This is a genomic window from Chitinophaga deserti, assembly GCF_003149455.1.
Classification (GTDB): Bacteria; Bacteroidota; Bacteroidia; order Chitinophagales; family Chitinophagaceae; genus Chitinophaga; species Chitinophaga deserti.
The window spans coordinates 357230-382926 of sequence record NZ_QFFK01000001.1 but is presented as its reverse complement, the minus strand read 5'-3'; the positions used below and the strand labels follow the sequence as shown (position 1 = coordinate 382926).

The following is a 25697-nucleotide window of genomic DNA, read 5'->3' as shown; positions in this document are numbered from 1 at the left end:
CACAATAGCATACTAATCGTAACAATGGCACAACAATTCAACATAGCCGAAGATTTCCTGCTGGATGATTCTTTCCTGCGTTACCGTATGGGGGCCGATGTGGAAGCTGTGCGGTATTGGGAAGCCTGGCTGGCTGCCAATCCGGAGAAAAGAATCCCCTTCGAAGAAGCCTGCCGGTTGTTTGATGTGCTGAACGCCAGCCAGGGAAGGCTGGATGCAGAGGTGGCGCATTTCCGTGGCCTGCTGCAGTCGCATGTTGCACAACAGGAAAATACAAAGCCGGTTGTACGGCGTATGGGCTGGTGGCGTGTAGCAGCAGCTGCGGTTTTAGTATTGGCAGTGTCGGTTGCAGGCTGGAAGCTGTTATATAATGATGAAAATACAGCCCCGGAAAAGGCGGTTGCAACCACGCACGGGAATGATGTACAACCCGGCAGCACCAGGGCACAGCTGTTAATGGGAGACGGCACAGCCATTAACCTGGACGAACTGAGTGAACAGGGGTTGGAGGAAAAAGACGGAACGCGGATCGGTAAGAATAAAGGCCAGCTGGTATACAATGCCGCTGATGGAGCAGGAAAGGAGTTGATTTTTAATACCCTCACCACCCCGCGCGGCGGAGAATATAAAGTGACATTGCCGGATGGTTCCCGCGTTTGGATGAATGCGGGCTCCTCCCTTCGATTCCCCACCCGGTTCAATGGCAGTGACAGAACTGTTTACCTTACCGGGGAAGCTTATTTTGAAGTGGCGCAAAATCCCACCCAGCCATTCCTCGTGCAAATGCCGAACGGGTTAAAAGTAGCTGTACTGGGTACAGGTTTTAACATCATGGCATATGAGGATGAAAGTGCTCTCAATACCACGCTGGTAACAGGAAAGGTGAAAGTGATTTCACCGGATGGAAAGGATGTGGTGCTGTTGCCATCGCAGCAGGCTGTTCTTTCCAGGAAGAACGGGCAGATGAAAGTAGAGGAGGCGGATGTAGACAAGGTAATTGCCTGGAAAGGAGGCATGTTTGAGTTTGATGATGATGATTTATCCACCGTAATGCGGCAATTATCGCGCTGGTACGATGTGGATGTTAAATACTCTGGTCCTATACCGGATAAGCATTATACGGGTTCTATACGCAAGCTGTCCACGTTATCACAGGCTTTGCGCATTTTGAAAACCGCCGGCATCAGGTTTACGATTGATGGCAGGCAGATAATTGTCGATGTTCAGGAATAAAAAAATATCAACTAAAAGAGGATAAAACAACCAGAATTTCCACGGATTGTGTCCAGGTAAAATGAAACCGGGAACGAGGCAACGTTCCCGGCAGAATTTGTCTGGCTGGCACATTTGCGTGTATTGACGTAAACAGCTCAATGCTCACCCTAAACTTTTCAAATTTATGCTATTTAGAGATGCTGGCAAACACCTCCATGATCCGGTGTTTGCAAAAACGCTGAAAGTTATGAAACTGACTGCCTTTTTGCTATTGGTGTTGGTCATGCAGGTAAGTGCCACGGCTTACTCGCAGAAACTGACCCTCAACATGCGCAATGCGCCGCTAACAAAGGTGTTTAAGGAGATCCGGAAACAAACCGGGTATACTTTTTTCTACAATACTGAAATGCTGGAAGATGCCAGCAGGGTATCCCTGTCGGTGGAACAGATGGAATTAAAAGAGGTATTGGATATATGCCTGCAGAACAAAGGTGTTAACTACAGCATTGTGGATAATACGATCATCCTTTCCGTAAAATCGAAAGAGCAGGCTGCGGAAAAACCTGCTGCCGTGGTTAATATCCAGGTATTCGGAAAGGTAACGGATGCTGTAACGAATGAGCCGCTGATAGGCGCCACCGTGATGCTGAAAGGTACTTCACAGGGCACCAGTACGGATGCCAAAGGCAATTACACGTTTCAGCTGCCGGACAACGGCGGGGTGCTGGTGATTTCCTACGTAGGATATGAAGTGGCGGAAAAAAGCGTGTCGCAGGCAGGGGCGCTGAATGTGGCCCTGAAGCCCAAAACAGTATTGACGGAAGAATTGGTGGTGGTTGGATATGGCACCCAGAAAAGGAAAGATATTACAGGCGCCGTTTCTTCGGTACGCGTAAGTGAGATCAGCCCTAACGTATCGAAGAATATCAGTTCTGCCATTCAGGGCCGTGTTCCCGGTGTATCAGTGGAATCGGCCAGCGGGGCACCTGGCTCAGGTATGGTCATCACCATCCGCGGTATGAGTACCCTGGGGAACAACGCCCCCCTCTTTATAGTGGATGGGGTGTTCGTAAGTGGTATTGATGGTGTGAGCCCCAACGATGTGGAGTCTATCGAAGTGTTGAAAGACGCCGCAACAGCAAGCATCTATGGCTCCCGTGCTGCAAACGGAGTGGTGATCGTTACCACCAAAACAGGCAGGAAAGAAGCTCCACCCCGGCTGGAAGTAGACAGCTGGGTAGGTGTGCAGTCTATCCCAAGGAGAATGAGCATGCTGAACGGTGAACAGTGGACCACGCTGATGAGTAAATATGTGCCCGGGATCCCGGCTTATAACGGGATCAATACCAACTGGCAGGAAGAAATCTTCAGGCAGGCCATGCTGGCACGTACCAACATTAATTTCAGCGGCGGCTCGAAAAACTTTACCTATAACCTGTCTGGCGGCTATCTCAAAGAAAACGGCACGATCCTGAATACTCATTATTCGGCTGCCAATTTCAGGGTGAAAACGGAATATGAAAAAGGCCGTATCCGTGTGGGGGAAACCGTTATCATCAAACGCGGTATTACCCGGAACAACCCCGGCGGCGGAGACCAGTCGCATAGTATCGTAGGCAGCTCCCTGATGCTTCCGCCCACGGTGCCGGTATATGATCCTTCCCAGGATATGGGCGGGTTCGGCAGAAGACCTACGTATATGAAGAATCTTTCCAATCCCATCGCCCGGCTGGAAAGAATCGACAACACTTCAAAAGACCTCTCCATTCTGGCCAATGCATTTGTAGAAGTGAAGCTGATCGAAGGCCTGAAGTATAAATTCAATGTGGGGCTGACGGAAGCCCATGGCAGTAATCGTTTTTACACCGGTATTTACCATGATGGTAACGCCGGAAACGCCATCCCGGATCTGAGCGAAGGTACTTCCACAAGTAATTCCTGGCTGGTGGAAAACACGCTGGGATACAATAAGAAATTAGGCCGGCATAACATCGACGCGCTATTGGGATATACGGCGCAGAAGAACATTTACAACGGTTTTAATGCTCAGCGCGACGACCTTCCCGATGGTACTTTTGTACTCGGTGCAGGTACTGCTTCATCACAAAAGAATGGTGGCAGCGCCAGTGTGAATACCATTGTTTCGCGTTTTGCCCGTGTCATGTACTCTTACGATTCCCGTTACCTGTTCACCGCTTCCGTTCGGCGCGATGGATCATCCCGTTTCGCAACGGATTACCAGTACGGATCTTTCCCTTCTTTTTCTCTCGGCTGGAATGTGCATAACGAAGCCTTTTTCGCCGGTGCAAGGAAATGGATCAATTCCCTGAAGCTGCGCGGCAGCTGGGGCGTGCTGGGCAACCAGGAAATCGGGAACTATCTGACGCAGAACAGCATCACCAGCGGGCTAAACTACGTACAGGGCGGTCAGCTATGGCCGGGTGCCACCGCCAGCGGCTATGCTTCTCCGCTTGACCTCTCGTGGGAAGAGACTAAAATTACAAACATCGGTGCCGACTTCGGTTTCCTGGAAAATAAACTCCTCCTGATCTTCGATGTGTTCAATAAAAGAACCGAAGGCGTTCTGCTGAATGTACCTTTCCCGCCATCTGTAGGGAAAACCGGCTCGCCTACCTTAAATGCGGGTGTTATTGATAATAAAGGATACGAAGCCACTATTGAATACGCTGATAGAAGCGGCAGCCTGAACTACCGGCTTGGATTGAACTTCTCCCATGTTTCCAATAAAATGGACGCCATTAATATCGGTTCGGGAAGACAGGAGTTCGGTTCCATTTCACGGGCGGTAGTAGGGTATCCTATCGGCGGATTCTGGCTGATTGAAACGGATGGCATCTTCCAGTCTCAGGAAGAAGTACAGGCTCACAATAAAGGCGGCGCACCTATTCAGCCCGGTGCCCAACCCGGTGATATCCGGTTTGTAGACTTCAATAAAGATGGTATCATCGATAATAAGGACGAGCAGTATATGGGCAGCCCTTTCCCCAGTATTACCATGGGCTTTTCCGCCAACATGTCCTGGAAGGGATTGGATCTGAACCTGTTCCTGGAAGGATTAAGAGGTAACAAAATCTACAACGCCCGGAAGAAGTGGATGGAGAAAATGAATGAAGTCACCAATTATTCCACCAGCGTACTCAACGCCTGGACACCGGAGAACAAAAGCGACTTCCCGCGATTCATATTGGCCGACCCTAACAACAATAATCGCAGCAATATTGACCGCTGGCTGGAAGACGGTTCCTATATGCGTTTGAAAAGGGTGGAGTTGGGCTACAGCCTTCCGTCGCGCATCATCTCAAAGTATGGCATTGAAAAAGTGAGGGTATTTGCCTCCGGTGAAAATCTTTTCACCATCACAAAATACAAAGGTTATAACCCGGATATCGGCGGTGGCGCATTGGTACGTGGTGTTGATGATTCGTGGGATGCTTATCCGCTGGCCCGTACCTTTTTGTTTGGCCTGAACCTTACTTTTTAACTGACTAATTGATCCGAACCATGAAAAGAAAATATCAATATATAGCAACATTAACGCTGCTGCTCTCCGCCATGAGCTGCAATGAAAAGGATTTCCTTACCCAGAACGATCCTAATAAAGTAACCGAGACGATGTTCTGGAAAGATGAGAACAGCGTATTGTCTGCACTGGCTGCCACATACAGTCCGCTTCGCCCTTCCCTGTACGGGTACTGGGGCGCCTTTACGGGTATTCAGGATATCAACTCGCTGGGAGATGATGTGTTTACCATTCCGGGTGGAGAGCCTGCCACCTGGGGCGTTGCCAGCTTCACCAATGATGAGAACAACAGTGATCTCAATGATATTTTTAACAACCTGTATAAGGTAGTTCACCGGGCAAACCTGCTGCTGTCTAAGATAGACGGTGTTGGAATGGACGGTGCTAAAAAAGCACAGTATACTGCCGAGACTAAATTCCTCCGCGGCCTTGCATATTTCATCCTTGCGGCCAACTGGGGAGGCGTACCGCTCAGAACCGCTCCGGTAGAAACTACTGACGGGTATGCAGCCCCCTGCGCAACGAGGGAAGATGTATGGAAACTTGTTATCAGCGATCTCTCTGAAGCAGCAGGAGTATTACCTCCTGTGCGCGATGCTAAGGAGAAGGGCCGTGCCACCAGTGGTGCCGCGCTGGCTTACCTGGGAAAAGCCTATATGTTTACAGAAGATTATGTAAAGGCAGAAAACACCCTCGACCTGCTGAATGCCGCACCCTATGCGTATGATCTGGTGCCTGATTTTGAGGATAATTTCACGGATAAGAATGAGTTTAATGTGGAATCCGTTTTCGAATGGACCTTTGCCCCAATAGGTGACCAATATGGCGCCTGGAGCGTGGAGTCTGCCAACTCTCCCATGTACAATTATCTGCCGCAATTCATCGGTCCGCCATCGGCAGGCGGTTGGTTCAAATATGTACCATCGAATTATATGGTCCGTGAATTTGTGAAAGAGCCGCGCCCCGCAGGGTCTGATACCAAATACGATAAACGGATGTACGCCTCCATGATGTGGAAACGCTCGGTGCTTGGCGAACCGGATGCCACTTTCTACGATAACCAGTCCTTTGACAGGATGTGGACTTCTGCCATCTCCACCATCGTGCGCCTGCATCCCGGTACCAAATTAGATACTGTAACCTACGGCCGCTTCCTGATTAAAAAAGGAACCAATGCATGGCGCAATGTGAAGGATGCGGATAATTACTGGGGCGCTACTCCCTCTACCGCCAACTTCAGAGCATTCCGTTTTGCGGAAGTGCTGCTGTTGCGTGCAGAAGCCGCTGTGCAGAACGGGCACAACGGTAAGGCGATAAACGATATCAACCGCATCCGCAGAAGAGCCGGACTGCCCGATAAAACTGCCGGCGAACTGCCGGGCAAGCCTGAAATAATGAAGGAAATCGATCACCAGAAGCTGCTGGAACTGTTTTTTGAACAGAACCGCGTATACGACCTCAGAAGATGGCATAAAACTGCCGGTGAGCTGGCGCCGGTATTGCAGTCCCGCGAGAAGCAGGGCGCAAACGTATTCGGTGCGAAGCATTACTTCTTCCCGATTCCGGCAAGTGAACTGAAATCTAACCCCAAAGCAGACCAGCATAGTTTGTGGAAATAACAGCTATGCAATATGAGTAACTGATAGCGGCTGTGGCCTGTTTGGCGAAATGCCGGGCAGGCTGCAGTTTGCCGGTTATATCGGGGTTTTAATAAAGCGTATATGAAATTATATCCCTGCCTGTTATGGGCGGTTTTATGCCTGGCTTGCCAGCAACGGACCAAAGTTCTACTCCCTTCCCGGGCTCAGGAAGGTTTTCTGCTGGATAGTGCGCACATGGACCAGGTGCCCGCAGTTTTCAGGAGCGGTTACATCCTGCTCAGCCGGCGCGATGAGCCCGGTGCACTGTATCTGCTGAACGCACAGGGTAAGGTGGTATGGTATCATGAAGTAAAAGGCACAGGCTTTAAAACCGCGCATTTTACGGATAAAAGAACCTTTCTCTGCATATTGGGAAGTAAGGAATATGCCACCAGTTACGGTAACCAGGTGCTGGAAGTTTCGCTGGAAGGGGACACCCTGCTGCATCTGCAAAAAGGGCAGGGCGATTTTACCGCTAATGCCCATCATGAAGTATTGTTGAGTCCGGACGATAACATCGTTATGCTGAGCACGGTGGAAAGAACATTTGATCTGCGTGCGAAAGGAGGAGGTATGGCCGATACCGTGAAAAGCGACGGCATCCTGGTATTAGACCGTAAAGGAAAGAAAGTATGGGAGTGGACAGTGTTTGACGCATTGGATCCGTTAGATGATTCCCTGATACTGGATACCCGCAAAGACTGGATGCACGCCAATAGCCTGAGCTTTGATAAAGACGGGCATTACCTGATCTCCTTCTACAATAATGGCCAGATATGGAAGCTGGATGCCCGTACAGGCGCCGTTATCTGGAAGTTCGGGCGGGAGGGTGATTTCAGTTTCCCCGATTCTGCCGCCTTTGATATGGGGCATGCAGTACACCGGAATGAATCCGGAGATCTGATGTTGTTCGATAACGGCGTGTCGAAAGAGCAATCTCAAACGCTGACATTTCAATTGAATGAAAGTGCCCGCACTGCAACACCGGTTATCCGTTCGCCCATTCCGGCATACCTGTTTAACGACCGGATGGGCAGTGCATACCTCGCCGGGCCGCAGCATATTCTGCAATGCAGTTCCAAGAAGAATACGGTATTGCTGACCAACCTGCAGGGAGTACCGCTTTGGAGCCTCCGCTGTGCTTTTATCCCATACCGGGCTGAATTCATTCCTAAATCAGCATTACCTGATTTTATCACAGATTGATTATTGATGTTTAATTAAAGAATTATTCATGAACCGATATGCATCCCGGATTGTCTGGAGTTGTTTTCTGGCAGCCACCTCTATCGTCATCATTTATTCCTGTCAAACGAACCTGAACGGTAAGAACACCCCGGAAGATAAAGCCGTAGCCGTGGCAACCTTACTGAAGGTAGACAGCGCGGCGATCCCCGGTGATAAATATGGGGAGGCCGTCAGATATGGACAGGAACTGATGTACAGAACTGCTTATTACATTGGTCCGGAAGGCGTCAACGGCCGGTATCTCGGTAACAGGATGAACTGTACCAATTGCCATCAGAATGGCGGAACCAAACCCTACTCATTTAACCTGATGCTTTCGCATGAGCAGTACCCGCAGTACCGCGCACGGGAAGGGAAGGTGCTCACCATGGCAGAACGGGTGAATAATTGTATCAACCGCCCGCACAGCGGCAAATCCTTACCGCTGGATAGTAAGGAGATGGTGGCGTTCCTTGCTTACTTCAGGTGGATCAATAGTTTTGTTCCCAAAGGCCAGCCTCACAAAGGCGGCAAAAATCTCGAGATCGTACTGCCGGATGTACCTGCCAGTCCGGACAGGGGAGAAGTATTGTATGCGCAGCATTGTGCGCATTGCCATGGTAAAAACGGTGAAGGCATCCTTAAAGAGGATAAGGCGACATATGTGTATCCGCCATTATGGGGGCCGGAAGGCTACCAGCCGGGTTCCAGTATGCACCGAATAATAAAACAGGCGCAATGGCTGAAAGCTAATATGCCATTCGATAAAGCCACATGGGAGAAACCTTTCCTCTCAGATATGGAAGCGCTGGATCTTGCTGCATTTGTAAATGACGACACCCGGCATAGCCGGCCCAATCCCAAAACATTCGATTATCCGAATATATCCGAGAAAGCCCTTGACTATGGTAAAGGCCCTTTTGCTGACACTTTTTCAACTGAAGCACATAAATACGGCCCCTATCAGCCGATGATTGATTACTGGAAAAGTAAAGGTCAGAAGGTGACCTACTGATTGATTAGCAACAAAATCGCCTGTCCATCCGGACGGGCGATTTATCTTCCGGCCGTAGCACTCTACGCATGCCTGAGCAAAGGCGTTCCCGCATTACTCACAATAAACACCTTCCGGTACTCCCTTGGCGTGATCCCCTGATGGATCTTGAATTGCCGGTTGAAGTAAGACACGTTATCGAACCCGCAGGCATAACAGATGTCTGTAATACTGTCTTCTTTCCCGATCAGTAACCGGGTGGCGTGGCTGATCCTTATTTCATTGACGAATTGGGAGAAGGTTTTGTGGGTATTCCTTTTGAAGTAACGGCAGAAGGCCGCTTCACTCATACAGGCCAGCGATGCGGCGGTTTGTATATCTACTCCCTGGTGGTAATTGTCAAAAACATAATTGAAGATAGATGCCAGTTTTTCCGCATCACTTTCTTTGTATTGAATCTTCCTGCTGTCGTCCGTAATAATTACACCATCTTCATTATTACGCTGGCTTAACCCTTCCAGGATCTGCAGTAGCACAATGAGGTTCTTCATTTGCTGGTTAGGCTGGAACCGGGAAAACAGCTCATTAAGGGCCGGGTGGTTATTGCCGAACACAATACCATACGCAGAGCGTTGCATGAGTGTTTTGACCCCTCTCAGCTCCAGTGTGTCGAAAAAGCCCTTACCCATGAAATCTGCATCAAACTGCACTACGATGGCATGCACATTTTCCCCTTTACCGGCAGATATGTGATTGTTGGAGAAACAATGCACCAGGCCGGGCCCAAACATAAATATCTCTCCCTCATTATAATTCAGCATCTTGTTGCCCACATACACCTGGCCGGAGCTCTTAACGATAAGGGTCACTTCGTACCCACTGTGAAAATGGAACGTATTGGTGAAATGCGGCTGGCAGAACTCCTTGATGGCGAAGCTGGCATCTTCCGAGGTGGATATATGCCGGTAAGAGACTCTCATGCGGTCATTTTTAGTACAATAATTGTTTTTAAGAGGCTAAAAATGCGATATATGTAAATATAGTATCGAAAATCGGCAAATGGGGTACTTTTATTTCAACGGTAACCTGAATAAGTTTGTAACATCAGCTGCACGTCAGGAAGTTTTCCTGTTCACCGACCAAACAATCAATATCACTTTATATACAACCCGATATGGAACTCGCGATACACAATTGGATGCGCTCCGAAACAGTTACAACAACAATACGGAGAATTGCTGCACAGGGGTACACCCGGTTTGAAATTGCCGGTAGCCCGGAACAATACAATACCGCCGAAGTACGGAAAACACTGAAGGAACACGGAGTTCAATGCTGGGGATCAGTAACCCTGATGCTTGGAGAAAGGAACCTGCTCGCCAAAAACGAAGCCCAGCGCGCCGCATCTGTTCAATACGTAAAAGATGTAGTGAAAATGGTGAAGGAGTTAGACGGGCATATGGTTTCCGTAGTGCCCGGTACTGTGGGTAAACTGGTGCCGGATGGCCGGCCGGATGAGGAATGGCAATGGGCAGTGGATGCCATGAAAGAAATTTATGCCTATAGCGAAGCCGCCGGTATTGTACTGGGTATAGAACCCATCAACAGGTTTGAAACGTATTTTATCAACCGGGCAGATCAGGCGCTGGCACTTGCCGAAGCGGTAGGGCCTAACTGTGGTGTATGCCTCGATACCTTTCACATGAATATCGAGGAAACGGATATGTTTGCGGCCATCCGCAGAGCGGGCGATAAACTGGCCGGCTTCCATGTGGCAGACAATAACAGGATGGCTCCGGGAATGGGGAACCTTAACTGGAAAAAGATCATCGATACCCTCCGGGAAGTTAACTACGACAAGGTATTGTCGGTAGAATTCTGCTCTCCGCTGGACCGTACCCCTGCCAATCCTTACCCCGGCTCCATTGATGAAATGCCGGAAAACCTTTCACCTGAACAGGAAAAGTTCCTGATAGACCATGGCAGTTCTTCTGTTACGGAAGAATTCTATTCCATGCTCACCCGGGAGTCTTATAACACTTTATCGAAACTTATTTAAAAAGCGTCAAATCCAATTAATGAAAATTTCGAACGTAGAAGCGTTTTGGTTACGCTGCCCCATTCCGAAAGAAAAACAGCATGCTTCGGATTACGGATTGCTGACGCATTTTGATATGACGTTGGTGGTAATTACAACAGACAGTGGCCTCCAGGGATTTGGAGAAGCGAAAGCGGCGGTAGGCTCTTCCGGTGTATGTGCTTCCATTGTAAATTGTATCGAGAATGAGCTGAAGCCCATGCTGGTAGGGAAGTCTGTCAGCAACATCACCCGTCTTTGGGAAGAAATGTACAACGGTACCCGCGACCATTACGCCTTATCCAGAGGCCGGAAGTTTCCTGTACTCGGCAGGCGTGGTTTAACCATCTCCGCCATGAGCGGGATCGATACTGCCCTGTGGGACCTGAAAGGTAAAATGCTGAACGTACCTGTGCTGGACCTCCTCGGTGGTGCCTGCCGGGAGCAGATGCCGGCATACGCCAGCGGCGGATGGGCGGATGTAAATAATATCGGTGCCCAGCTGAAAGGGTATGTAGATAAAGGTTTCAGAGGCGTTAAAATGCGCGTGGGTGTAATGGATGACAGTGTGCAGAAAAGCATCGACCGGGTAAAAGCGGCACGCGCGGCACTGGAACCAGATGTTAAGCTGATGGTAGATGCACACGGAACATTCAGTGTTCCCGAAGCCAAGCAGTTCTGCCGCGGTGTGGAAGATTGTAATATCTATTGGTTCGAAGAACCCATTAGTCCGGATAACAAACAGGGGACTGCTGAAGTAAGGGCATCTACCTTTATCCCAATTGCAGCAGGCGAAAGCGAGTTTACCAGCTTCGATATACACGATCTTTTACAGCTCAGGGCGGTAGATGTGATTCAGCCGGATGCGGCTATTATAGGCGGTATTTCGGAAGCTATGCGTGCAGGGCATCTGGCCTGTGCCCACCAGGTGGAAATGGCGCCGCATTGCTGGGGTTCTGCATTTTCCTTTATGGCAGGATTAACGGTGGCATTTGCATCACCTTCCGCCACCATCATCGAATTCTCACTGGGAGGCAATCCCATGATGTATGATCTTGTAAAAGAAAAGATCACCGTAACTAACGGAATGATCGCTGCACCAATAGCGCCGGGATTAGGAATGACGCCGGACTGGGATTTTGTTAAGGAATTTAAACAAGGTGTTTAAAACAAATTGTATGGCTAAAGCACTTAAAATTAACCACGTTACACTCATAGTGGACAACCTCGAAAAAGCGGGTGAATTCTATAAAAATGAACTCGGCCTTGAGATGCTTCCCGCTTTCCGTTTCGATTATCCGGTGATGTTTTTCCGGTTTAACGCCGAACAGCAATTGCACCTCTCGGAATGGGACGACCGTACTTCTTTCCGCGGGCACATCTGTGTGCAGGTAGATGATTTCAACAGTATATTTTTCCGGATGAAAGCTCTCGGCGTAATCGATACCGCGCCCTGGGGTAAGGTCCGCAAGCTGCCTGATGGTGCTATGCAGATGTTTGTCAGGGACCCGGCAGGTAATCTTGTGGAGATGTCGTCTGCCCCCGGTGCTGAAATAGATCCCCGGATATTTGAAGACGAACTGTACGAAGAAGGCTTGTATGTTTCCGGCCGCAACGACTTCCGGGGAGACCGCTCCGATGACGCCACTTTATACCACAGTAATTCATGAGAAAGAACGTAATGCTGCTTGAAACCATTGCCGATGAGGCATTGGCCATACTCCGGGAGCACGTGAATGTATTTACCGGGTATGATAAAGCCAGCCAGGAAGTTGTTTTGGCAAAGGAGGAGATCCATGCCGTAATAACGAGGGGTAAAATGCGGGTAGATGAGGCCCTTATGGTATCCTGTCCGCAGCTTCAGGTAGTAGCCCGGTGTGGTGTTGGGCTGGATAATGTGGATGTAAAAACTGCTTCGGCAAGAAAGATCCGGGTGATCAACGCGCCGGGCAGTAATGCGGGTACTATTGCGGAACACACGCTAGCCCTCATGCTGATGCTGATGCGGGATATGTACACATCGGTAGAGCGGGTGAAGCAGGAAGAATGGAATTGGCGTAATCAATATGGTGGTGATGAGCTGAACGGCAAAACGCTTGGCATCCTTGGCATGGGAAACATCGGTAAGCGGGTAGCCCGTCTTGCAAGTGCTTTCGGTATGGAAGTGGTGTACTGGAGCCGTTCTGCACAGGATTTACCTTACAGGCGGCTTTCATTGGAGGAAGTGCTGCAGCAGTCAGATATTGTAAGCCTGCACCTGCCGTTAGAGAAGGGAATGGAGAACATGATCGGAAAAGCACAATTGGGTTTAATGAAGCCACAGGCCTTCCTCATTAATACAGCCAGAGGCGCACTCATCGATCATGCTGCCTTGCTGGAAGCGTTGAATGAAGGAAGCATTGCGGGATTTGCTGCAGACGTACTGCCCGATGAACCGCCCGTGCAGAGCCTCGGGGTGGTAAAGCACTCCCGCGTACTGGTAACACCACATTCCGCCAGCTTAACTGCAACCACCTATCGTAAGATGTGTGTGTATACCATAAAGAATGTAGTGGCACTGCTTACAGGCCACGAACCGGATAAGGAGAGCGTTTATAACCGCGATTCGTTTGTATGATAATTCTAAATTCCTGTTAAGATGAACACTTTTTGTTTTGGGTTATTATTGACACTGGGAGGTTTGTTCTGTACCCAGCCTCCTCAAAAGGCTAAAAAGCCGCTGGTTGTTTTTGTGTGTGGAGACCATGAATACAGCGGGGAAGAAACCCTGCCCATCGTGGCTGCAGAACTTGAAAAGAATTATGGCATGAGAACGATCGTGCTCAAATCTTCCCCGGATCACAACAGCGAAGAAAATATTCCCGGGCTGGAAGCTTTAAAGGATGCCGACCTGGCGGTTTTTTATCTCCGCTGGAGAAGGCTCCCTGCCGATCAGCTTGCGCATATTGATGCATACCTGAAATCCGGTAAACCCGTTATGGGCTTCCGCACTACCACCCACGCATTTAATTTCCCTGCCGGCCATGCCAGCGAAAAGTGGAATGCTTTCGGGGAATTTGCATTGAATGCCCCTCCGGGATGGGGTGGTAAAGCCAAACATACACACTATGGTCACAGCAGCAGTACCGATGTGAGCGTGATTGCTTCCGAAGCTAAGAACCCTATCCTTACAGGCGTGGAGAAAAACTGGCACGTACGTTCCTGGTTGTACCATGTTGTGCCTGATTACCCTGCCAAAGGATCCGTTTCATTGCTGTCGGGCAAAGCGGTTAATCCGGAAAGAGCGGCTGTGGAAAACCCTGTAGCCTGGACGGGTACGAACGCCTTCGGTGGCAAAGTATTTATGACTACGCTTGGCCATCCTGAAGATTTCCGCGTAGAATCTTTCCAGCGCCTCGTGATCAATGCGATCCACTATGAACTGGGCCTGCCCGTACCGAAGAAATGGAAAGGTAAGATGGACATCAATGTTCCTTACCGTGTTGCTAAATAGATAAATTCCCGGAGACCATGAGAATTACCAGGATCAGCGTTCTGTTAATATTGACAGTTGTGCCTGCAACAATAATATTGAACGCATTCAGATACAAACAGCCACCGCCGCTGACGCTTACCAAAGGATCGCGCATTGCGATGATTGGTAATAACCTGGGTGCGAGAATGATCCATTATGATAACCTTGAAACGGAACTGCAACTCCGATTCCCTACGCATGAACTGTTCATCCGCAATATGTGTGATGCGGGAGAAACACCGGGTTTCCGGCCGCATTCAGGACGTACCTCGCCCTGGGCTTTCCCCGGTGCAGATAAGTTCCAGATAGAAAGGGCCAACCTTACCAGGAGTAAAACCGATCCCGCAAAGCTGATGCTGGAAGAAGATAACCCCGGAGAAGGGTTTTTTGAAACGCCGGACGAATGGCTTACACGGCTGAAAACGGATGTGATCATTTCATTCTTCGGATATAATGAATCCTTCTCAGGAGAAGCGGGGCTTGCCAACTTCAAAGCTGAATTGAGTGCTTTTATTAAATGGACGCTGAAGCAACAATACAATGGTGTATCAGCACCACAGCTCGTGATCGTTTCCCCCATAGCATTTGAAAATCTGTCAGATACCCGCGACCTGCCCGATGGCCGTAAAGAGAACCGGAACCTTGCACTGTATGCAAACGCCATGAAGGAAATTGCAGCGCAGCATAAAGTACTGTTTGTAGATGCATTCAATCCTTCCCAGAAATGGTACAACGAGTCCGATGCTCCTTTAACTATCGATGGTTCACAATTGAACGAGGAAGGATACAGGAAGCTGAGCGTATTACTGGCCGATCAGATATTCGGTTATGGCGCACCAATGGCGCAAACCGACAGGAAGCTGGTGAACGATGCCGTGCTGGAGAAGAACTGGATGTGGCTGTATGATTACAAAGTGCCGAACGGTGTACACGTGTATGGCCGCAGGTATAAGCCTTACGGACCGGATAATTTTCCGGCGGAAATACAAAAGACCCGCGAGCTGACCGCTATCCGGGACACCGCTATCTGGCTTGCCGCATCGAAAGGTGAAAAAATGGATCTGGCGGAAGCGGATAAGCATACCACCGTACTGCCCGAAATTAAAACCAACTACACGCCCAGCAATAAGAACGGAAATCTTAAGTATCTCTATGGTGAAGATGCCATAAGCAGCCTGAAGTTACCGCCCGGTTATAAAGCAGAACTGTTTGCTTCGGAGACTGAATTCAATGAACTGGCGAAGCCGGTGCAGCTGTCGTTCGATAATAAGGGGCGTTTATGGGTGGCCACCATGCCTACTTACCCGCAATACAAGCCGGGGGATCCAAAGCCCAATGACAAAATTATTATCCTAGAAGATACTGACAACGATGGTAAGGCCGACAAGCAAACGGTTTTTGCAGACGGCTTGCATTTGCCCTTAGGGTTCGAGATCGCGCCGGAAGGCGTGTACGTAGGACAGGGATCTCACCTCGTACTGTTAAAAGATACGGATGGCGATGGTAAGGCTGATAAGAAAGAGATATTGCTGAGCGGGTTCGATGATCACGATTCGCACCACGGCAACCATGCATTTACGGCCGACGGATCCGGAGCTATTTATTCGGGCGAAGGGGTATTCCTGAGCACCAATGTAGAAACATCTTACGGGCCCATTTATGCCACTAACGGAGGGTTTTACCGTTTTGATACACGCCGTATGAAGCTGGAGCGTACCGCGCAGCTCAATATCCCTAATCCATGGGGTATAACCTTCGACGATTGGGGGCAGCCCTTTTTTGCCGAAACATCCTCTCCGGATGTACGCTGGATGCTTCCCGGTACCATTTTGCCCCGTTATGGGCGTGCTACCCACAAATCTGAACAGCTGATAGAGGAAAAGCACCTGGTGCGTCCTACTTCCGGTATTGAATTCGTTTCCAGCCGCCACTTCCCGGATGAGGTACAGGGCGATTTGCTGATCAACAATACCATCGGTTTCCTGGGGATCAAACAGCATACTATGAAAGATGATGGAACCGGTTATAAAAGCCGTTTCCATATGGACCTGCTGAAGAGCGATGATCCTAATTTCCGCCCGGTAGACCTCGAGTTTGCGCCCGACGGGTCTTTATATGTGGTAGACTGGCATAACGTCCTTATCGGGCACATGCAGCACAATGCCCGCGATCCGCTGCGCGACCATTCGCATGGCAGGATCTATCGCATCACCTATCCTTCCCGCCCCCTCGTAAAGCCGGCCAATATTCAAAATGCCGGTATTGATGAACTGTTTGAGAATCTGAAACTGCCCGAATACAGGACCCGTTACAGAACACGCAGGGAATTGAGAGGGCTGGATGTAAATACCGTGCAGGGTAAACTCGCAGCCTGGGTTGCCGCCCTCGATACCAGCGACCCCAGGTTTGAACACCACTTACTGGAAGGGCTATGGGTAAGCCAGGGTACAGGTAAGGTGAATCAGCCGCTTTTGAAGCGTGCCCTGAAAGCCAAAGATTATCATGTAAGGGCTGCGGCGGTTCAGGTACTCCGGTATACGGGCTACCAGGTACCCGATCAGGCGGCGCTGATGATGGCTGCGGCAAGGGATAAAAACAGCCGCGTAAGGCTGACGGCCATCGTGGCTGCTTCCTGGATGAGCAAAGAAGCAGGGGGAGCAGTATTGGCTGCAGCTGGTAAGTTCCCGATGGACAAATGGACCACCCATGCCTATAAAACTGCCGTAGCGCATTTGAAAGGGCAGAATGTGGTGGAAGAGGCAGAGAAGAACAAGAAAACGACGCTGCAGGGGGCCGAGCTGGCATTATTCAACAAGGGTAAACTCATTTACAATAAAGAGGGGTACTGCAAAACCTGTCACCAGGCCGATGGTAAAGGGCTTACGGCTTCGGGGTTCCCTCCGCTTTCCGGTACAGCCTGGGTAAATGGCAGTGACGAGCGGCTGATTAAGCTGGTGCTGAAAGGCCTGGTGGGGCCTATTGAAGTAAATGGTAAGAAATACCCGGGCCAGGTTCCTATGACGCCTTTCGGTGGTTTACTGAAAGATGAAGAGGTGGCTGCGGTAATAACTTATGTCAGAAATTCGTTTGGAAATAACGGCGCCCCGGTGTCTGCAGAGAAGGTGAAAAAAATTAGGAAGGCCACAGATGGCAAAAAAGATTTATATTCCGCAGAACAATTATTGAAAGAACACCCTATGAAATAACGGGTACGTCTACATTTAAAAATTCAGCGTTATGAACAACAAACTAAGATTGTTTTATGGCAGTTGTTTCGCCCTTATTACAACTGCATTTTCATTTAGCATCAGGGCGGGCATTCTTCCGCAGCTGGCGGAAACTTTCCAGCTGAATGCCACGCAGCTGGGATTTATCAACTCCATGTGGTTCCTGGGCTTCCCGATCTCCATGGTGATCGGCGGGCTGTTTTACTACCAGATCGGGCCTAAGCGGATAATGATCTTCGCATTCTTTGCGCATACGCTGGGCATTCTGCTGACGATCTATTCGGGTGGTTATACCGGGCTTTTGATTTCCACATTGCTATTGGGGCTGGGGAACGGCTGTACCGAGGCGGCCTGTAATCCTATGATTGCAGACAGTTATTCCGGTAAGCAGATGAACACCCTGTTAAACCGCTTCCACATGTGGTTCCCGGGTGGTATTGTGATAGGCAGCCTCGTATCGCTGGGGATGACGCAGCTGAAACTGGGCTGGGAGGCACAGATCTGGATCATCCTGCTACCTACATTAGTGTACGCGTTTTTGTTCTATAAGCAGCAATTTCCGGAGCCCCAGCACAAAGAGAGCGTATCCGTTGTGGAGAACCTGAAAGCCATGATTACCCCACTGTTTATATTTATCGCCGCTTGCATGTCTCTTACTGCCATCAGTGAATTCGGGCCGCAACAGTGGACCGGCATCATCATGGCGGCCAGTGGCGCAGAACCCATGGTGGTACTGGCGCTGGTGACGGGCTTAATGGCAGTAGGCAGGTATTTTGGCGGAGAAATCGTTGGGAAGTTTGACCAGACGGGCGTATTGCTGGGTTCCGCCGTATTTGCAACCATCGGTATTTACCTGTTCAGCACCCAAACCGGGGGGATGGTATATGTTGCCGCAATCTTCTTTGCGATAGGCGTATGTTACTTCTGGCCCAATATGATCGGTTTCGTTGCGGAGAAAATACCTAAAAGCGGGGCTTTTGGTATGTCTGTAGTAGGAGCGGTGGGTATGTTTTCCACCTCCATCTGGAATCCCGTTATCGGCAGGTGGATTGATGAAGGCCGGGTTCGTGCCGCGGCAAATGGATTAACCGGCTCTGAACTGGAGCTGGCTGCCGGTCAGGAAACCATGAAGTTCATGATAATTTTCCCCGGTGTATTAATCATTCTGTTTGCAATTCTCTGGTTCTGGGTTAGAAAGACCCGCCCCGGAGTTGTAAGGGCAGCACATTAATATTTAAGACGATCCGCAGGGGCTATTGCTTCAAAAGGTTGATTATTTCGGCTATAAACGGTGCCTAAACGCCTGGTTTTCATACCCGGCAGATTTTCCGGTACACCTTTTGTATTTGATATTAAAATTACCCTTATGAAGAAATGGCCCCTGCTTTTAGCACTTCTCAGCATTTTCCTGGTAGCGTCGTCCTGTAAGAAGGAATACATTACGAACGAAAACATTCCCAATTTCACCGTTGTTCATACCGTAGCAATAGCTGACTGGAAACTCAATCAGCAGGATGGTACTTATACGGCTGTCATCAACATGCCGGAAATAGACAACGTTTCATTTACTAACGACGGCGTAGTTGTTGCGGCGATGTTTGACGGTACTAACTACGAGGCTTTGCCGCAGGTATACGATAACCTGAGCTATACCTTCTTTTATTCACCGGGCTTCCTGACCCTTTCCATTCAGGGAGCCAATGGTGGACAGGGGGCCAGGCCAACCGGTCCTGTTAAGTTTAAAATCGTTCTGATCCCATCTGAGCAATAGCGTTTGAAGTGCAGGATTGCTAAGAATTAGCAGAAGGTTTCTGCTGATATTGACCTGTATTATCCACCGGATAGTACAGGTTTCTTTTTATAAGGAAGTCCCAAGGGGTATGATATTACGCCTGTTGTAGTTGTAACAAACGCTGAAGCAATCTCTTCACCGCTCCTTTGTTATCTTCCAGCACCTTGCCATTACTGTCTACTACAATGTAATGCGGGATACCTGAAATGCCGAGTTGCTTAAGTATTCCCGCCTCGAATCCACCATTCAGTAAAAGCGCGTTTCTTTCGCCGGGTGCTTCCTTTTCATGTGCAATCCATTTCTCCCGCTTAGTGTCTATGGAGAGATAGATAATTTTATACTTCAGTTGGTTCTTACCTGCAGTGGCTCTTTCGATAACTTTATCGTTGTGCCGGCATGGGCTGCACCAGGATGCCCCGAATACAAGAATATATTCTTCCTTACCGTCTTTCAGCAAATCAGAAACGGATAGTTTTTTCCCCTCAAGGGTAGTGCCCTTCGTGGAAGTCAGCAGCGGCAGAATATTCTTCCCCTTGTTCTGACCTGCGCGTGCCAGCAGTGCTGCTTCAATTTCTTTACCTCTTTCACTTTTGCGAAGGCTTGCGGGGAATTTCCGGAACATCCCTTCCAGCCGGCTGTTTTCAAAGTCGAACGAAATACGTGTGATAAAATAAAGGTTACTTAAAGTTAATGCATTCTGTGGCTGGCGTTGCAGATTGTTGAAAAGCACAATCGCGTATTCTTCCTGCATTTGCCACATCAGGCTGTCGCGAAGGAAAACATAGTCAGCATTGTTGGGCATTTTCTTAAACCATGCATAGAATACAGAGTCTTTTTTATTCTTCTGCAGGCTAAGTTCTTTAAGATTGGTATATATCCGGGAGGTATCCCAGCTGATGACTTCACGTGGGGGTAAAACGGGCTTTTGTTGCTGTGGTAATGGTGCGGGGTAGTTTCCGGCAAGCGCGAGAGCGCTCCAAATGAGGTAGTGGCTTATCAACATGGGTTTCAGGTTATCAGGGTAATAAATAGCTGTGCAGGATGCCTGCACATAATAAATTTACCCCAATAACCTGAAATATCCCGGCAAATTAAAGTTGCATTAGAGATTGGTCAGCACGAGTTCGGAAAGGTCTTTACCATCGGCCATCCAGGCGCGCATAGCGCGGAACATCTGTTCGGGGAACGATTCCGCCCTGGCTATAGCCTGATCCATGTAAGTGAGCGATTCCTGCCGGCGGCCAAGTGCATAGAGCAGAACGGATTCTGCATAGGGGTGCATTTTATCTCCCTGCGCATGAAGCGTTGGTTTGTTCCATAACAATGCTTTCTCCAGCCTGTACTTGTCTTTGTATATCGTAGCCGCAGTAATCGCGAGGTTGGAGCGTTCTTCATACGAAATCTCATTACCGTATTGCTGCAGGTAAGCTTCGGTCAATGGGAAAAGTGTGGCGGAGTCCATTTTTTCATTCGCTGCCCGCATCCTGGAGTAGGCAATGATTTGCTTTGCTTTTTCAGGATAGCGTTGCTGCAGGAATTTGCCTGATGCATCCGATACTTCTGATGAGAGCCCTGGAGGCTGGAGCTTTTGCAGGAGAATGTTGAACGCAACCTGCTGCGCTATTCCGGGGCCAAGGAGGGCATTTACTTTGGCGGGTTCCTCCATCATGAGCCGGAAGCCTTTATCAGCCGTATCTTTTGTAAACTGCTGCGCTATCGTAAGGTAGGGGAGGCTGAATACATTTTTTTCAAGGTGTAAATACTGTGTGGCAACTGTATCGGCTTCCCGGTCTCCCGCTGCCCGTGCTGCCAGGGCGTAGGCGCGGAGAATTTTGGGATCACGGTTGCCGGCGCGGTAACGGCGTTGCAGTGCATCATACCCGGAGTCTTGCTGGCGGCCCAGCTTCCCGCCATGGATGAATGGTTGGGAGTCGAAAGAACCCATCATTTTATGTTTGGGGGAACCGTCGGCTTCGAGGAACACCATGGTAGGGTAGCTTTTTACCTTATAGCGCGCAGCCAACTCCAGGGTTTCCTTCCGCCAGCGGCGCACTTCAGGAGCGTCTCCTGCCGTACTGTCTACCTGCATCTTGATGCTGATATAATGTTTGTTCATGTATTCACCCACATCATCCCGGGAAAATATAAACCGGGTCATGTGTTTGCATGGCCCGCACCAGGTGGTGAAGAAGTCGATGAAGATTCCTTTCCCTTCCTGTTTGGCCAGCTGCTGCACGGCTTTCCAGTCGAGGTCGTTACGGAATTTAATACCCTGTGCGGAAAGGAGGTTTGGCAGAAGGAGGCAGGTGAGCAGTACCGGAAGCAGCCGTGAATGCCGGAAGGAGGAACGCGTTTCGTGCATGTCTGATGTTTATTGAGTATGAGAATTGAAAATCCGGGCAAAGACTTGCCTCGTCATTTAATAAGGCAAACGGACCGGCATTTTAGGGTGAAGGGGCGGTGCCGGGATACGGATGATTGTTTTCCCGGAGGTGGTTCACCCGATTTTGGAGTTCAGTTGCCTAAAAGGATATGAAGTATATTTCCCTCCCTTTCGCCAAACTCCGTCATACGCTGCCGGCCATCGTTATCGGATGGCTGGCATTTGCCGGCCGGCCGGCAGACGATACGGATACTTACCGGATCAATACGATCAGGCAGGTTATGAAACGCGTAACTGCGGAACATTTCCAGCCTCCGGTGCTGGATGACGCGTTTTCTGCTTCCGTATGGAAGAAATACATAGAAAGCCAGGATATCAATAAAGGCGTTTTTCTCCGTGAAGATATTGAGCGGCTGAAAACCTGGGAGCGGCAGCTCGACGATGAACTGCGCGAGCCTACCCTTGCCTTTTTTAAGGCTTACAGCGAAACCCTTACCCGCCGTATCCGGGAAATCATGCCGCTGTACCGCCGAATACTGTCTGGCCCGATGGACCTCTCCCGCAACGAATACCTCGATGAATCCCAAAAGGAATATGCAGTAACTGCTGCTGAACGGGAACGCATCTGGGAGAAACGGATGAAGCTGACGGTGCTGAAGAAAATAGCAGAGCTGCGCAAAGCTGATCCTAAACTGACCTTTGCTGAAGCAGAAAAGCAAGCCAGGCGTAAAGTGCTGGTGTGGCTGGATGCTGCTTACAACAATCTTACCGGAATTACTTCCGACGACGATCGTTTTTCCATGTTGCTGAACACGGTACTAATGGAAATAGATCCGCATACGAACTTCTATGCTCCGGCCGACAGCCGCGACCGTGATGCCCAGATGGCCCAGCGTTACTTTGGTGTGGGGCTGGAACTGCTGACCGAAGAAGGAGAGATTCGGATAGGAAAGATACTGCCGGGCGGTTCGGCAGACCGTAGCGGCCTCCTGCGGCTGAACGACCATGTGGTGGGCGTAACCGACCCGAAAGGGGCTATGGTGCGGGTGAGCGGTCTTTCCGCGCTCGACGTTACCCGTATGGTGCGCGGCGATTCGGGCACCGTGCTAAGGATGCTGGTAAGCCGGGCCGGTGTGGAAAAGGAAGTAAGCCTTACACGTGGCGAAATAAAAGATAATACCAGCGCAGCGAAATGCGCGGTGATTGAGCAGGATGGTAAGAAGTATGGGTACATCCAGCTGCCATCGTTTTACCGGGACTTTTCCCGGGCAGACGGGGCCGCCTGTTCAGCAGATGTGGCACGGGCCATTATTAAGCTGAAAGAAGCAGCCATAACCGGGCTTATCATTGACCTGCGGGGTAACCTGGGCGGGTCGCTGGAAGAGGTGCAGAAGATGGCGGGTTTATTTCTGCCGGAAGGCCCTGTGGCACAGGGTCGCTTTAAAGCAGAGAAGAAGCGCTTCGACATGGTCAGATATCAGGAAATGTTATATGACGGGCCGCTTACAGTGATGGTGGATGAAAGCAGTGCTTCCGCTTCCGAAATGTTTTCCGCAGCCATGCAGGATTACGGCAGGGCGGTAGTAGTAGGGAGTGCCTCATCTTTTGGTAAGGGCACGATGCAGGAAACGAGGCTGATGGGGAAGATGGGGAGTAAAACCCTGGGTACTCCGAACATCCGGTATGGCTCTATAGCCCTTACATTGGGCCGTTTTTACCGTATTACCGGTGTGCCTACGCAACTCATCGGGGTAACGCCCGACGTGGTGTTTCCCACCAAAGGCGAATGGAGCGCCCTTCGCGAGAAGAGCTATGCTACCGCGCTGCGGCCGGATTCTATGGAAGCGGCCTACTTTACGAAATCAAAGCACGAGGGTTCGGTTGCTGCAGCAATTGTGGCGGCCAGGGCAAGGGCGGAGCAGGATACAGGGTTTGCCGGTGTACGGCAGTCGGTAGCCTGGCTGAAAGCCCATGCGGCAGACAAAAAGCCCCTCAGCTACAAGGCTTATCAGCAATCGGCCGATGTACAGGCGGCACAGGAGCAGCGCCTCGAAGCCGGCGGGCAGTTACCTGCGGCAGCACGGCTCCAGCTGCGCCAGCCGGATGCCACGCCCATGGAGGATTATGAAGTGGCCCGGTACCAGGAATGGCTCCGTATCCGGACTTCTGACAGATACATATACCATGCAACCGGCATCCTCCGGGACCTCGCAAAATGAAAAAGCTGAACGGAATCCTATTTATTAATTATTTTACAAAGGATTAATGATGAGCGCATTTATAGGGGTATGTATCAACCAAATTCACGAGATCCGGACTCTTTCGAGACTTTGTTCCGGTCGCATTATGGGGCATTATGCCGGATAGCATTCCAGGTAGTGGAGAATGAGGAAACTGCGCGTGATATAGTACAGGATTTCTTTTTGTACTGCTGGCGCAGGCGGGAAGAGCTGGTCATCACCACTGGTTTTACCCAGTATGCCGCACGAGCGGTAAAAAACGCCTCCCTCAACTACATCAAGCGTGCCGGGCGTATTGTTTTCGAAGAACCGATGGTTCTGGCGGCCTCCGCCGGAGAAATACCGGATGAAAAAGACGAGTCAGACGATATACGTAATGCCGCCCTATGGGCGGCTATTGCGCGTTTACCCATGCAGCGCCGCAAAGTATTCCTCCTCAGTAACCGCGACGGCCTCCGGTATGCGGATATCGCCGAACAGCTGGATATATCTGTCAATACCGTCAAAACACACATTAAACTGGCCTATCAGTTTCTCCGGAAAGAATGCAGCTGGATGGTGCGCCTGATCGGTTTTATATTTTTTTTGACAAATTAATCACCCGCCTTCACCCGAAAGGAAAAGTCGGTTGCCATTCATATAGTTCAAATGGAATACCCGGACAAAAATATCAATTGGGATAAGCTGTTGCCGAAGCTCGAAAATCTGCAGAACAGTGCTACACCGGATGCGGATGATAGCGCGGAAGAAACGGAGCAACTGCAAATGGCGCATGACATGAGCCGTATGCTGAAGGCTGGTGAAGAAGATGGCCGTTTTCCGGCAGAAGAAGGTTGGAAGCGGTTCCGGAAGGAACTGGAGGAAGAACAGGCTGTGCGCAGGCCCCGGGTAAGGAAGCTGTATTGGGCGGTAGCGGCCGCAGCAGCGGTGGGGGTTGCGTTTATAGGCATCCGTCAGGCTACGAAGCCGGTTGCCGGTCCATCGAAGCAGGATCAGGTAGCCTCCGTACATATTTCCAGTAAAGTAGAGATCAAATCTTCCGGGAAAAGCATCTTGCTGGGAGATTCCACACAAAAGCTGCAATGGCAGAACGGCGCCTCCCTGAGCGCGAGCGATGAAGATATCGTTTATGCAACGGGAGATGCGCAGTCCGCCACCATCGATACATTGATCGTACCCAGAGGGCACCGCCTCCGCATAGCGCTGGCAGACGGGTCGAAGGTATGGGTAAACGCCGGTTCACGGCTGGTATACCCTTCGGCCTTTACAGGAGATACCCGGGAAGTGGAAGTTGACGGCGAGGCCTATTTTGATGTGGCCACCGATCCCGGCAAACCTTTTTCGGTACGCGCCAAAGGGATGACGGTGGAAGTGCTGGGTACCCGCTTCAACGTTAATACCTACACAGCCATCACGCTTGCTACACTGGAAAGCGGGAAGGTAAGAACCTCCGCCGCAGGAAAACAGGAAGTGTTGAAACCGGGAGAGCAGGCCGCATTCGATGCCGCTGCCGGAACGCTTACCAGCATAGAAGTGGATGTGAGGATACACACAGCCTGGAAAGACGGGCAGTTGTATTTCGAAGAAGCCACACTCGAAAATATTACGCATACATTAGGCAGAATATACGATTATAGTTTCCGCTTTAAAGACGAGGGGCTCCGCAATCTCAGCTTTACGCTGGATATGCCGCAGCCCGATAACCTCCTGGCGGTATTGGAACAGATCAGAAGAACAACAGGGGACGTACAATTCAAAATAGAAGACAGAACAGTTTATTTGTATCGGGACTAAAGGGGGACGCCCTGGCAGCTTGCCATTAATGCAATTAAGAACGGACCATCGGG

19 protein-coding genes are annotated in these 25697 nt (G+C 50.0%); 16 read left to right on the top strand and 3 right to left on the bottom strand.

Translation table 11 applies throughout. The features are described 5' to 3' along the window. Window positions 1-24 precede the first annotated feature (24 nt). From DEV76_RS01405 to DEV76_RS01385, 5 genes are all read left to right on the top strand, one after another. Complete coding sequence (locus DEV76_RS01405) at window positions 25-1233, top strand: FecR family protein (protein WP_109694357.1); 1209 nt, start codon at window positions 25-27, stop codon at window positions 1231-1233. Between the two features lie 229 nt (window positions 1234-1462). After that, window positions 1463-4717 (top strand): TonB-dependent receptor, encoded by a 3255-nt coding sequence (locus DEV76_RS01400; protein ID WP_198651904.1) that lies wholly within the window; start codon window positions 1463-1465, stop codon window positions 4715-4717. A gap of 20 nt (window positions 4718-4737) precedes the next feature. After that, window positions 4738-6375, top strand: coding sequence for a RagB/SusD family nutrient uptake outer membrane protein (locus DEV76_RS01395; RefSeq protein WP_109694353.1), 1638 nt, complete (start codon window positions 4738-4740; stop codon window positions 6373-6375). 102 nt (window positions 6376-6477) lie between these two features. Then, window positions 6478-7602, top strand: a complete 1125-nt coding sequence (locus tag DEV76_RS01390; RefSeq protein WP_109694350.1) for an aryl-sulfate sulfotransferase — start codon at window positions 6478-6480, stop codon at window positions 7600-7602. A gap of 28 nt (window positions 7603-7630) precedes the next feature. Next, on the top strand, window positions 7631-8638 hold the full coding sequence (locus DEV76_RS01385) for a c-type cytochrome (RefSeq protein ID WP_109694348.1): 1008 nt from the start codon (window positions 7631-7633) through the stop codon (window positions 8636-8638). 62 nt (window positions 8639-8700) lie between these two features. Here the strand turns inward: DEV76_RS01385 and DEV76_RS01380 are convergent, their stop codons facing one another. Further along, complete coding sequence (locus DEV76_RS01380; protein ID WP_109694347.1) at window positions 8701-9597, bottom strand: AraC family transcriptional regulator; 897 nt, start codon at window positions 9595-9597, stop codon at window positions 8701-8703. 194 nt (window positions 9598-9791) lie between these two features. On the opposite strand from DEV76_RS01380, the gene DEV76_RS01375 reads away from it, so the two are divergent. From DEV76_RS01375 to DEV76_RS01340, 8 genes are all read left to right on the top strand, one after another. Continuing rightward, complete coding sequence (locus DEV76_RS01375) at window positions 9792-10676, top strand: sugar phosphate isomerase/epimerase family protein (RefSeq protein ID WP_109694345.1); 885 nt, start codon at window positions 9792-9794, stop codon at window positions 10674-10676. Window positions 10677-10695: 19 nt separating this feature from the next. Continuing rightward, complete coding sequence (locus DEV76_RS01370; RefSeq protein ID WP_109694343.1) at window positions 10696-11862, top strand: mandelate racemase/muconate lactonizing enzyme family protein; 1167 nt, start codon at window positions 10696-10698, stop codon at window positions 11860-11862. A 10-nt stretch (window positions 11863-11872) separates the two neighbouring features. Continuing rightward, complete coding sequence (locus DEV76_RS01365) at window positions 11873-12364, top strand: VOC family protein (RefSeq protein ID WP_109694341.1); 492 nt, start codon at window positions 11873-11875, stop codon at window positions 12362-12364. Beyond that, the gene (locus DEV76_RS01360; protein WP_109694339.1) at window positions 12361-13311 is read left to right on the top strand and encodes a 2-hydroxyacid dehydrogenase; all 951 of its coding nucleotides are present in this window, start codon (window positions 12361-12363) and stop codon (window positions 13309-13311) included. The genes DEV76_RS01365 and DEV76_RS01360 overlap by 4 nt, the downstream gene beginning before the upstream one ends. 21 nt (window positions 13312-13332) lie before the next feature. Next, entirely contained in the window at window positions 13333-14187 is an 855-nt protein-coding gene (locus tag DEV76_RS01355; RefSeq protein ID WP_109694337.1) for a ThuA domain-containing protein, read from the top strand. 77 nt (window positions 14188-14264) lie between these two features. Then, the gene (locus tag DEV76_RS01350; protein ID WP_232826843.1) at window positions 14265-17414 is read left to right on the top strand and encodes a PVC-type heme-binding CxxCH protein; all 3150 of its coding nucleotides are present in this window, start codon (window positions 14265-14267) and stop codon (window positions 17412-17414) included. Window positions 17415-17445: 31 nt separating this feature from the next. Beyond that, window positions 17446-18666 (top strand): MFS transporter, encoded by a 1221-nt coding sequence (locus DEV76_RS01345; protein WP_109694333.1) that lies wholly within the window; start codon window positions 17446-17448, stop codon window positions 18664-18666. Between the two features lie 135 nt (window positions 18667-18801). Beyond that, window positions 18802-19206, top strand: a complete 405-nt coding sequence (locus DEV76_RS01340; RefSeq protein WP_157962656.1) for a hypothetical protein — start codon at window positions 18802-18804, stop codon at window positions 19204-19206. A 115-nt stretch (window positions 19207-19321) separates the two neighbouring features. Here DEV76_RS01340 and DEV76_RS01335 read toward each other — a convergent pair whose 3' ends face one another. After that, window positions 19322-20230 carry a TlpA family protein disulfide reductase gene (locus tag DEV76_RS01335; RefSeq protein WP_157962655.1) on the bottom strand — a complete coding sequence of 303 codons (909 nt, stop codon included), beginning with the start codon at window positions 20228-20230 and terminating at the stop codon, window positions 19322-19324. A gap of 99 nt (window positions 20231-20329) precedes the next feature. Next, on the bottom strand, window positions 20330-21589 hold the full coding sequence (locus tag DEV76_RS01330) for a thioredoxin family protein (RefSeq protein WP_109694327.1): 1260 nt from the start codon (window positions 21587-21589) through the stop codon (window positions 20330-20332). 170 nt (window positions 21590-21759) lie between these two features. Here DEV76_RS01330 and DEV76_RS01325 point away from each other — a divergent pair, with 170 nt between their 5' ends. From DEV76_RS01325 to DEV76_RS01315, 3 genes are all read left to right on the top strand, one after another. Continuing rightward, window positions 21760-23829, top strand: a complete 2070-nt coding sequence (locus DEV76_RS01325; protein WP_109694324.1) for a S41 family peptidase — start codon at window positions 21760-21762, stop codon at window positions 23827-23829. Between the two features lie 69 nt (window positions 23830-23898). Further along, complete coding sequence (locus DEV76_RS01320; RefSeq protein ID WP_109694322.1) at window positions 23899-24447, top strand: RNA polymerase sigma-70 factor; 549 nt, start codon at window positions 23899-23901, stop codon at window positions 24445-24447. 51 nt (window positions 24448-24498) lie between these two features. After that, window positions 24499-25644 carry a FecR family protein gene (locus DEV76_RS01315; protein ID WP_109694316.1) on the top strand — a complete coding sequence of 382 codons (1146 nt, stop codon included), beginning with the start codon at window positions 24499-24501 and terminating at the stop codon, window positions 25642-25644. Window positions 25645-25697 lie beyond the last annotated feature (53 nt).

What these genes read in the sequence shown, in the direction of transcription:
- DEV76_RS01325 (WP_109694324.1), top strand. Translation starts at nt 21,760, where the DNA reads ATGAAGTATATTTCCCTCCCTTTCGCCAAACTCCGTCATACGCTGCCG.
- DEV76_RS01385 (WP_109694348.1), top strand. Translation starts at nt 7,631, where the DNA reads ATGAACCGATATGCATCCCGGATTGTCTGGAGTTGTTTTCTGGCAGCC.
- DEV76_RS01380 (WP_109694347.1), bottom strand. Translation starts at nt 9,597, where the DNA reads ATGAGAGTCTCTTACCGGCATATATCCACCTCGGAAGATGCCAGCTTC.
- DEV76_RS01375 (WP_109694345.1), top strand. Translation starts at nt 9,792, where the DNA reads ATGGAACTCGCGATACACAATTGGATGCGCTCCGAAACAGTTACAACA.
- DEV76_RS01345 (WP_109694333.1), top strand. Translation starts at nt 17,446, where the DNA reads ATGAACAACAAACTAAGATTGTTTTATGGCAGTTGTTTCGCCCTTATT.
- DEV76_RS01365 (WP_109694341.1), top strand. Translation starts at nt 11,873, where the DNA reads ATGGCTAAAGCACTTAAAATTAACCACGTTACACTCATAGTGGACAAC.
- DEV76_RS01405 (WP_109694357.1), top strand. Translation starts at nt 25, where the DNA reads ATGGCACAACAATTCAACATAGCCGAAGATTTCCTGCTGGATGATTCT.
- DEV76_RS01320 (WP_109694322.1), top strand. Translation starts at nt 23,899, where the DNA reads ATGTATCAACCAAATTCACGAGATCCGGACTCTTTCGAGACTTTGTTC.
- DEV76_RS01340 (WP_157962656.1), top strand. Translation starts at nt 18,802, where the DNA reads ATGAAGAAATGGCCCCTGCTTTTAGCACTTCTCAGCATTTTCCTGGTA.
- DEV76_RS01355 (WP_109694337.1), top strand. Translation starts at nt 13,333, where the DNA reads ATGAACACTTTTTGTTTTGGGTTATTATTGACACTGGGAGGTTTGTTC.
- DEV76_RS01400 (WP_198651904.1), top strand. Translation starts at nt 1,463, where the DNA reads ATGAAACTGACTGCCTTTTTGCTATTGGTGTTGGTCATGCAGGTAAGT.
- DEV76_RS01330 (WP_109694327.1), bottom strand. Translation starts at nt 21,589, where the DNA reads ATGCACGAAACGCGTTCCTCCTTCCGGCATTCACGGCTGCTTCCGGTA.
- DEV76_RS01395 (WP_109694353.1), top strand. Translation starts at nt 4,738, where the DNA reads ATGAAAAGAAAATATCAATATATAGCAACATTAACGCTGCTGCTCTCC.
- DEV76_RS01390 (WP_109694350.1), top strand. Translation starts at nt 6,478, where the DNA reads ATGAAATTATATCCCTGCCTGTTATGGGCGGTTTTATGCCTGGCTTGC.
- DEV76_RS01370 (WP_109694343.1), top strand. Translation starts at nt 10,696, where the DNA reads ATGAAAATTTCGAACGTAGAAGCGTTTTGGTTACGCTGCCCCATTCCG.
- DEV76_RS01360 (WP_109694339.1), top strand. Translation starts at nt 12,361, where the DNA reads ATGAGAAAGAACGTAATGCTGCTTGAAACCATTGCCGATGAGGCATTG.
- DEV76_RS01315 (WP_109694316.1), top strand. Translation starts at nt 24,499, where the DNA reads ATGGAATACCCGGACAAAAATATCAATTGGGATAAGCTGTTGCCGAAG.
- DEV76_RS01335 (WP_157962655.1), bottom strand. Translation starts at nt 20,230, where the DNA reads ATGTTGATAAGCCACTACCTCATTTGGAGCGCTCTCGCGCTTGCCGGA.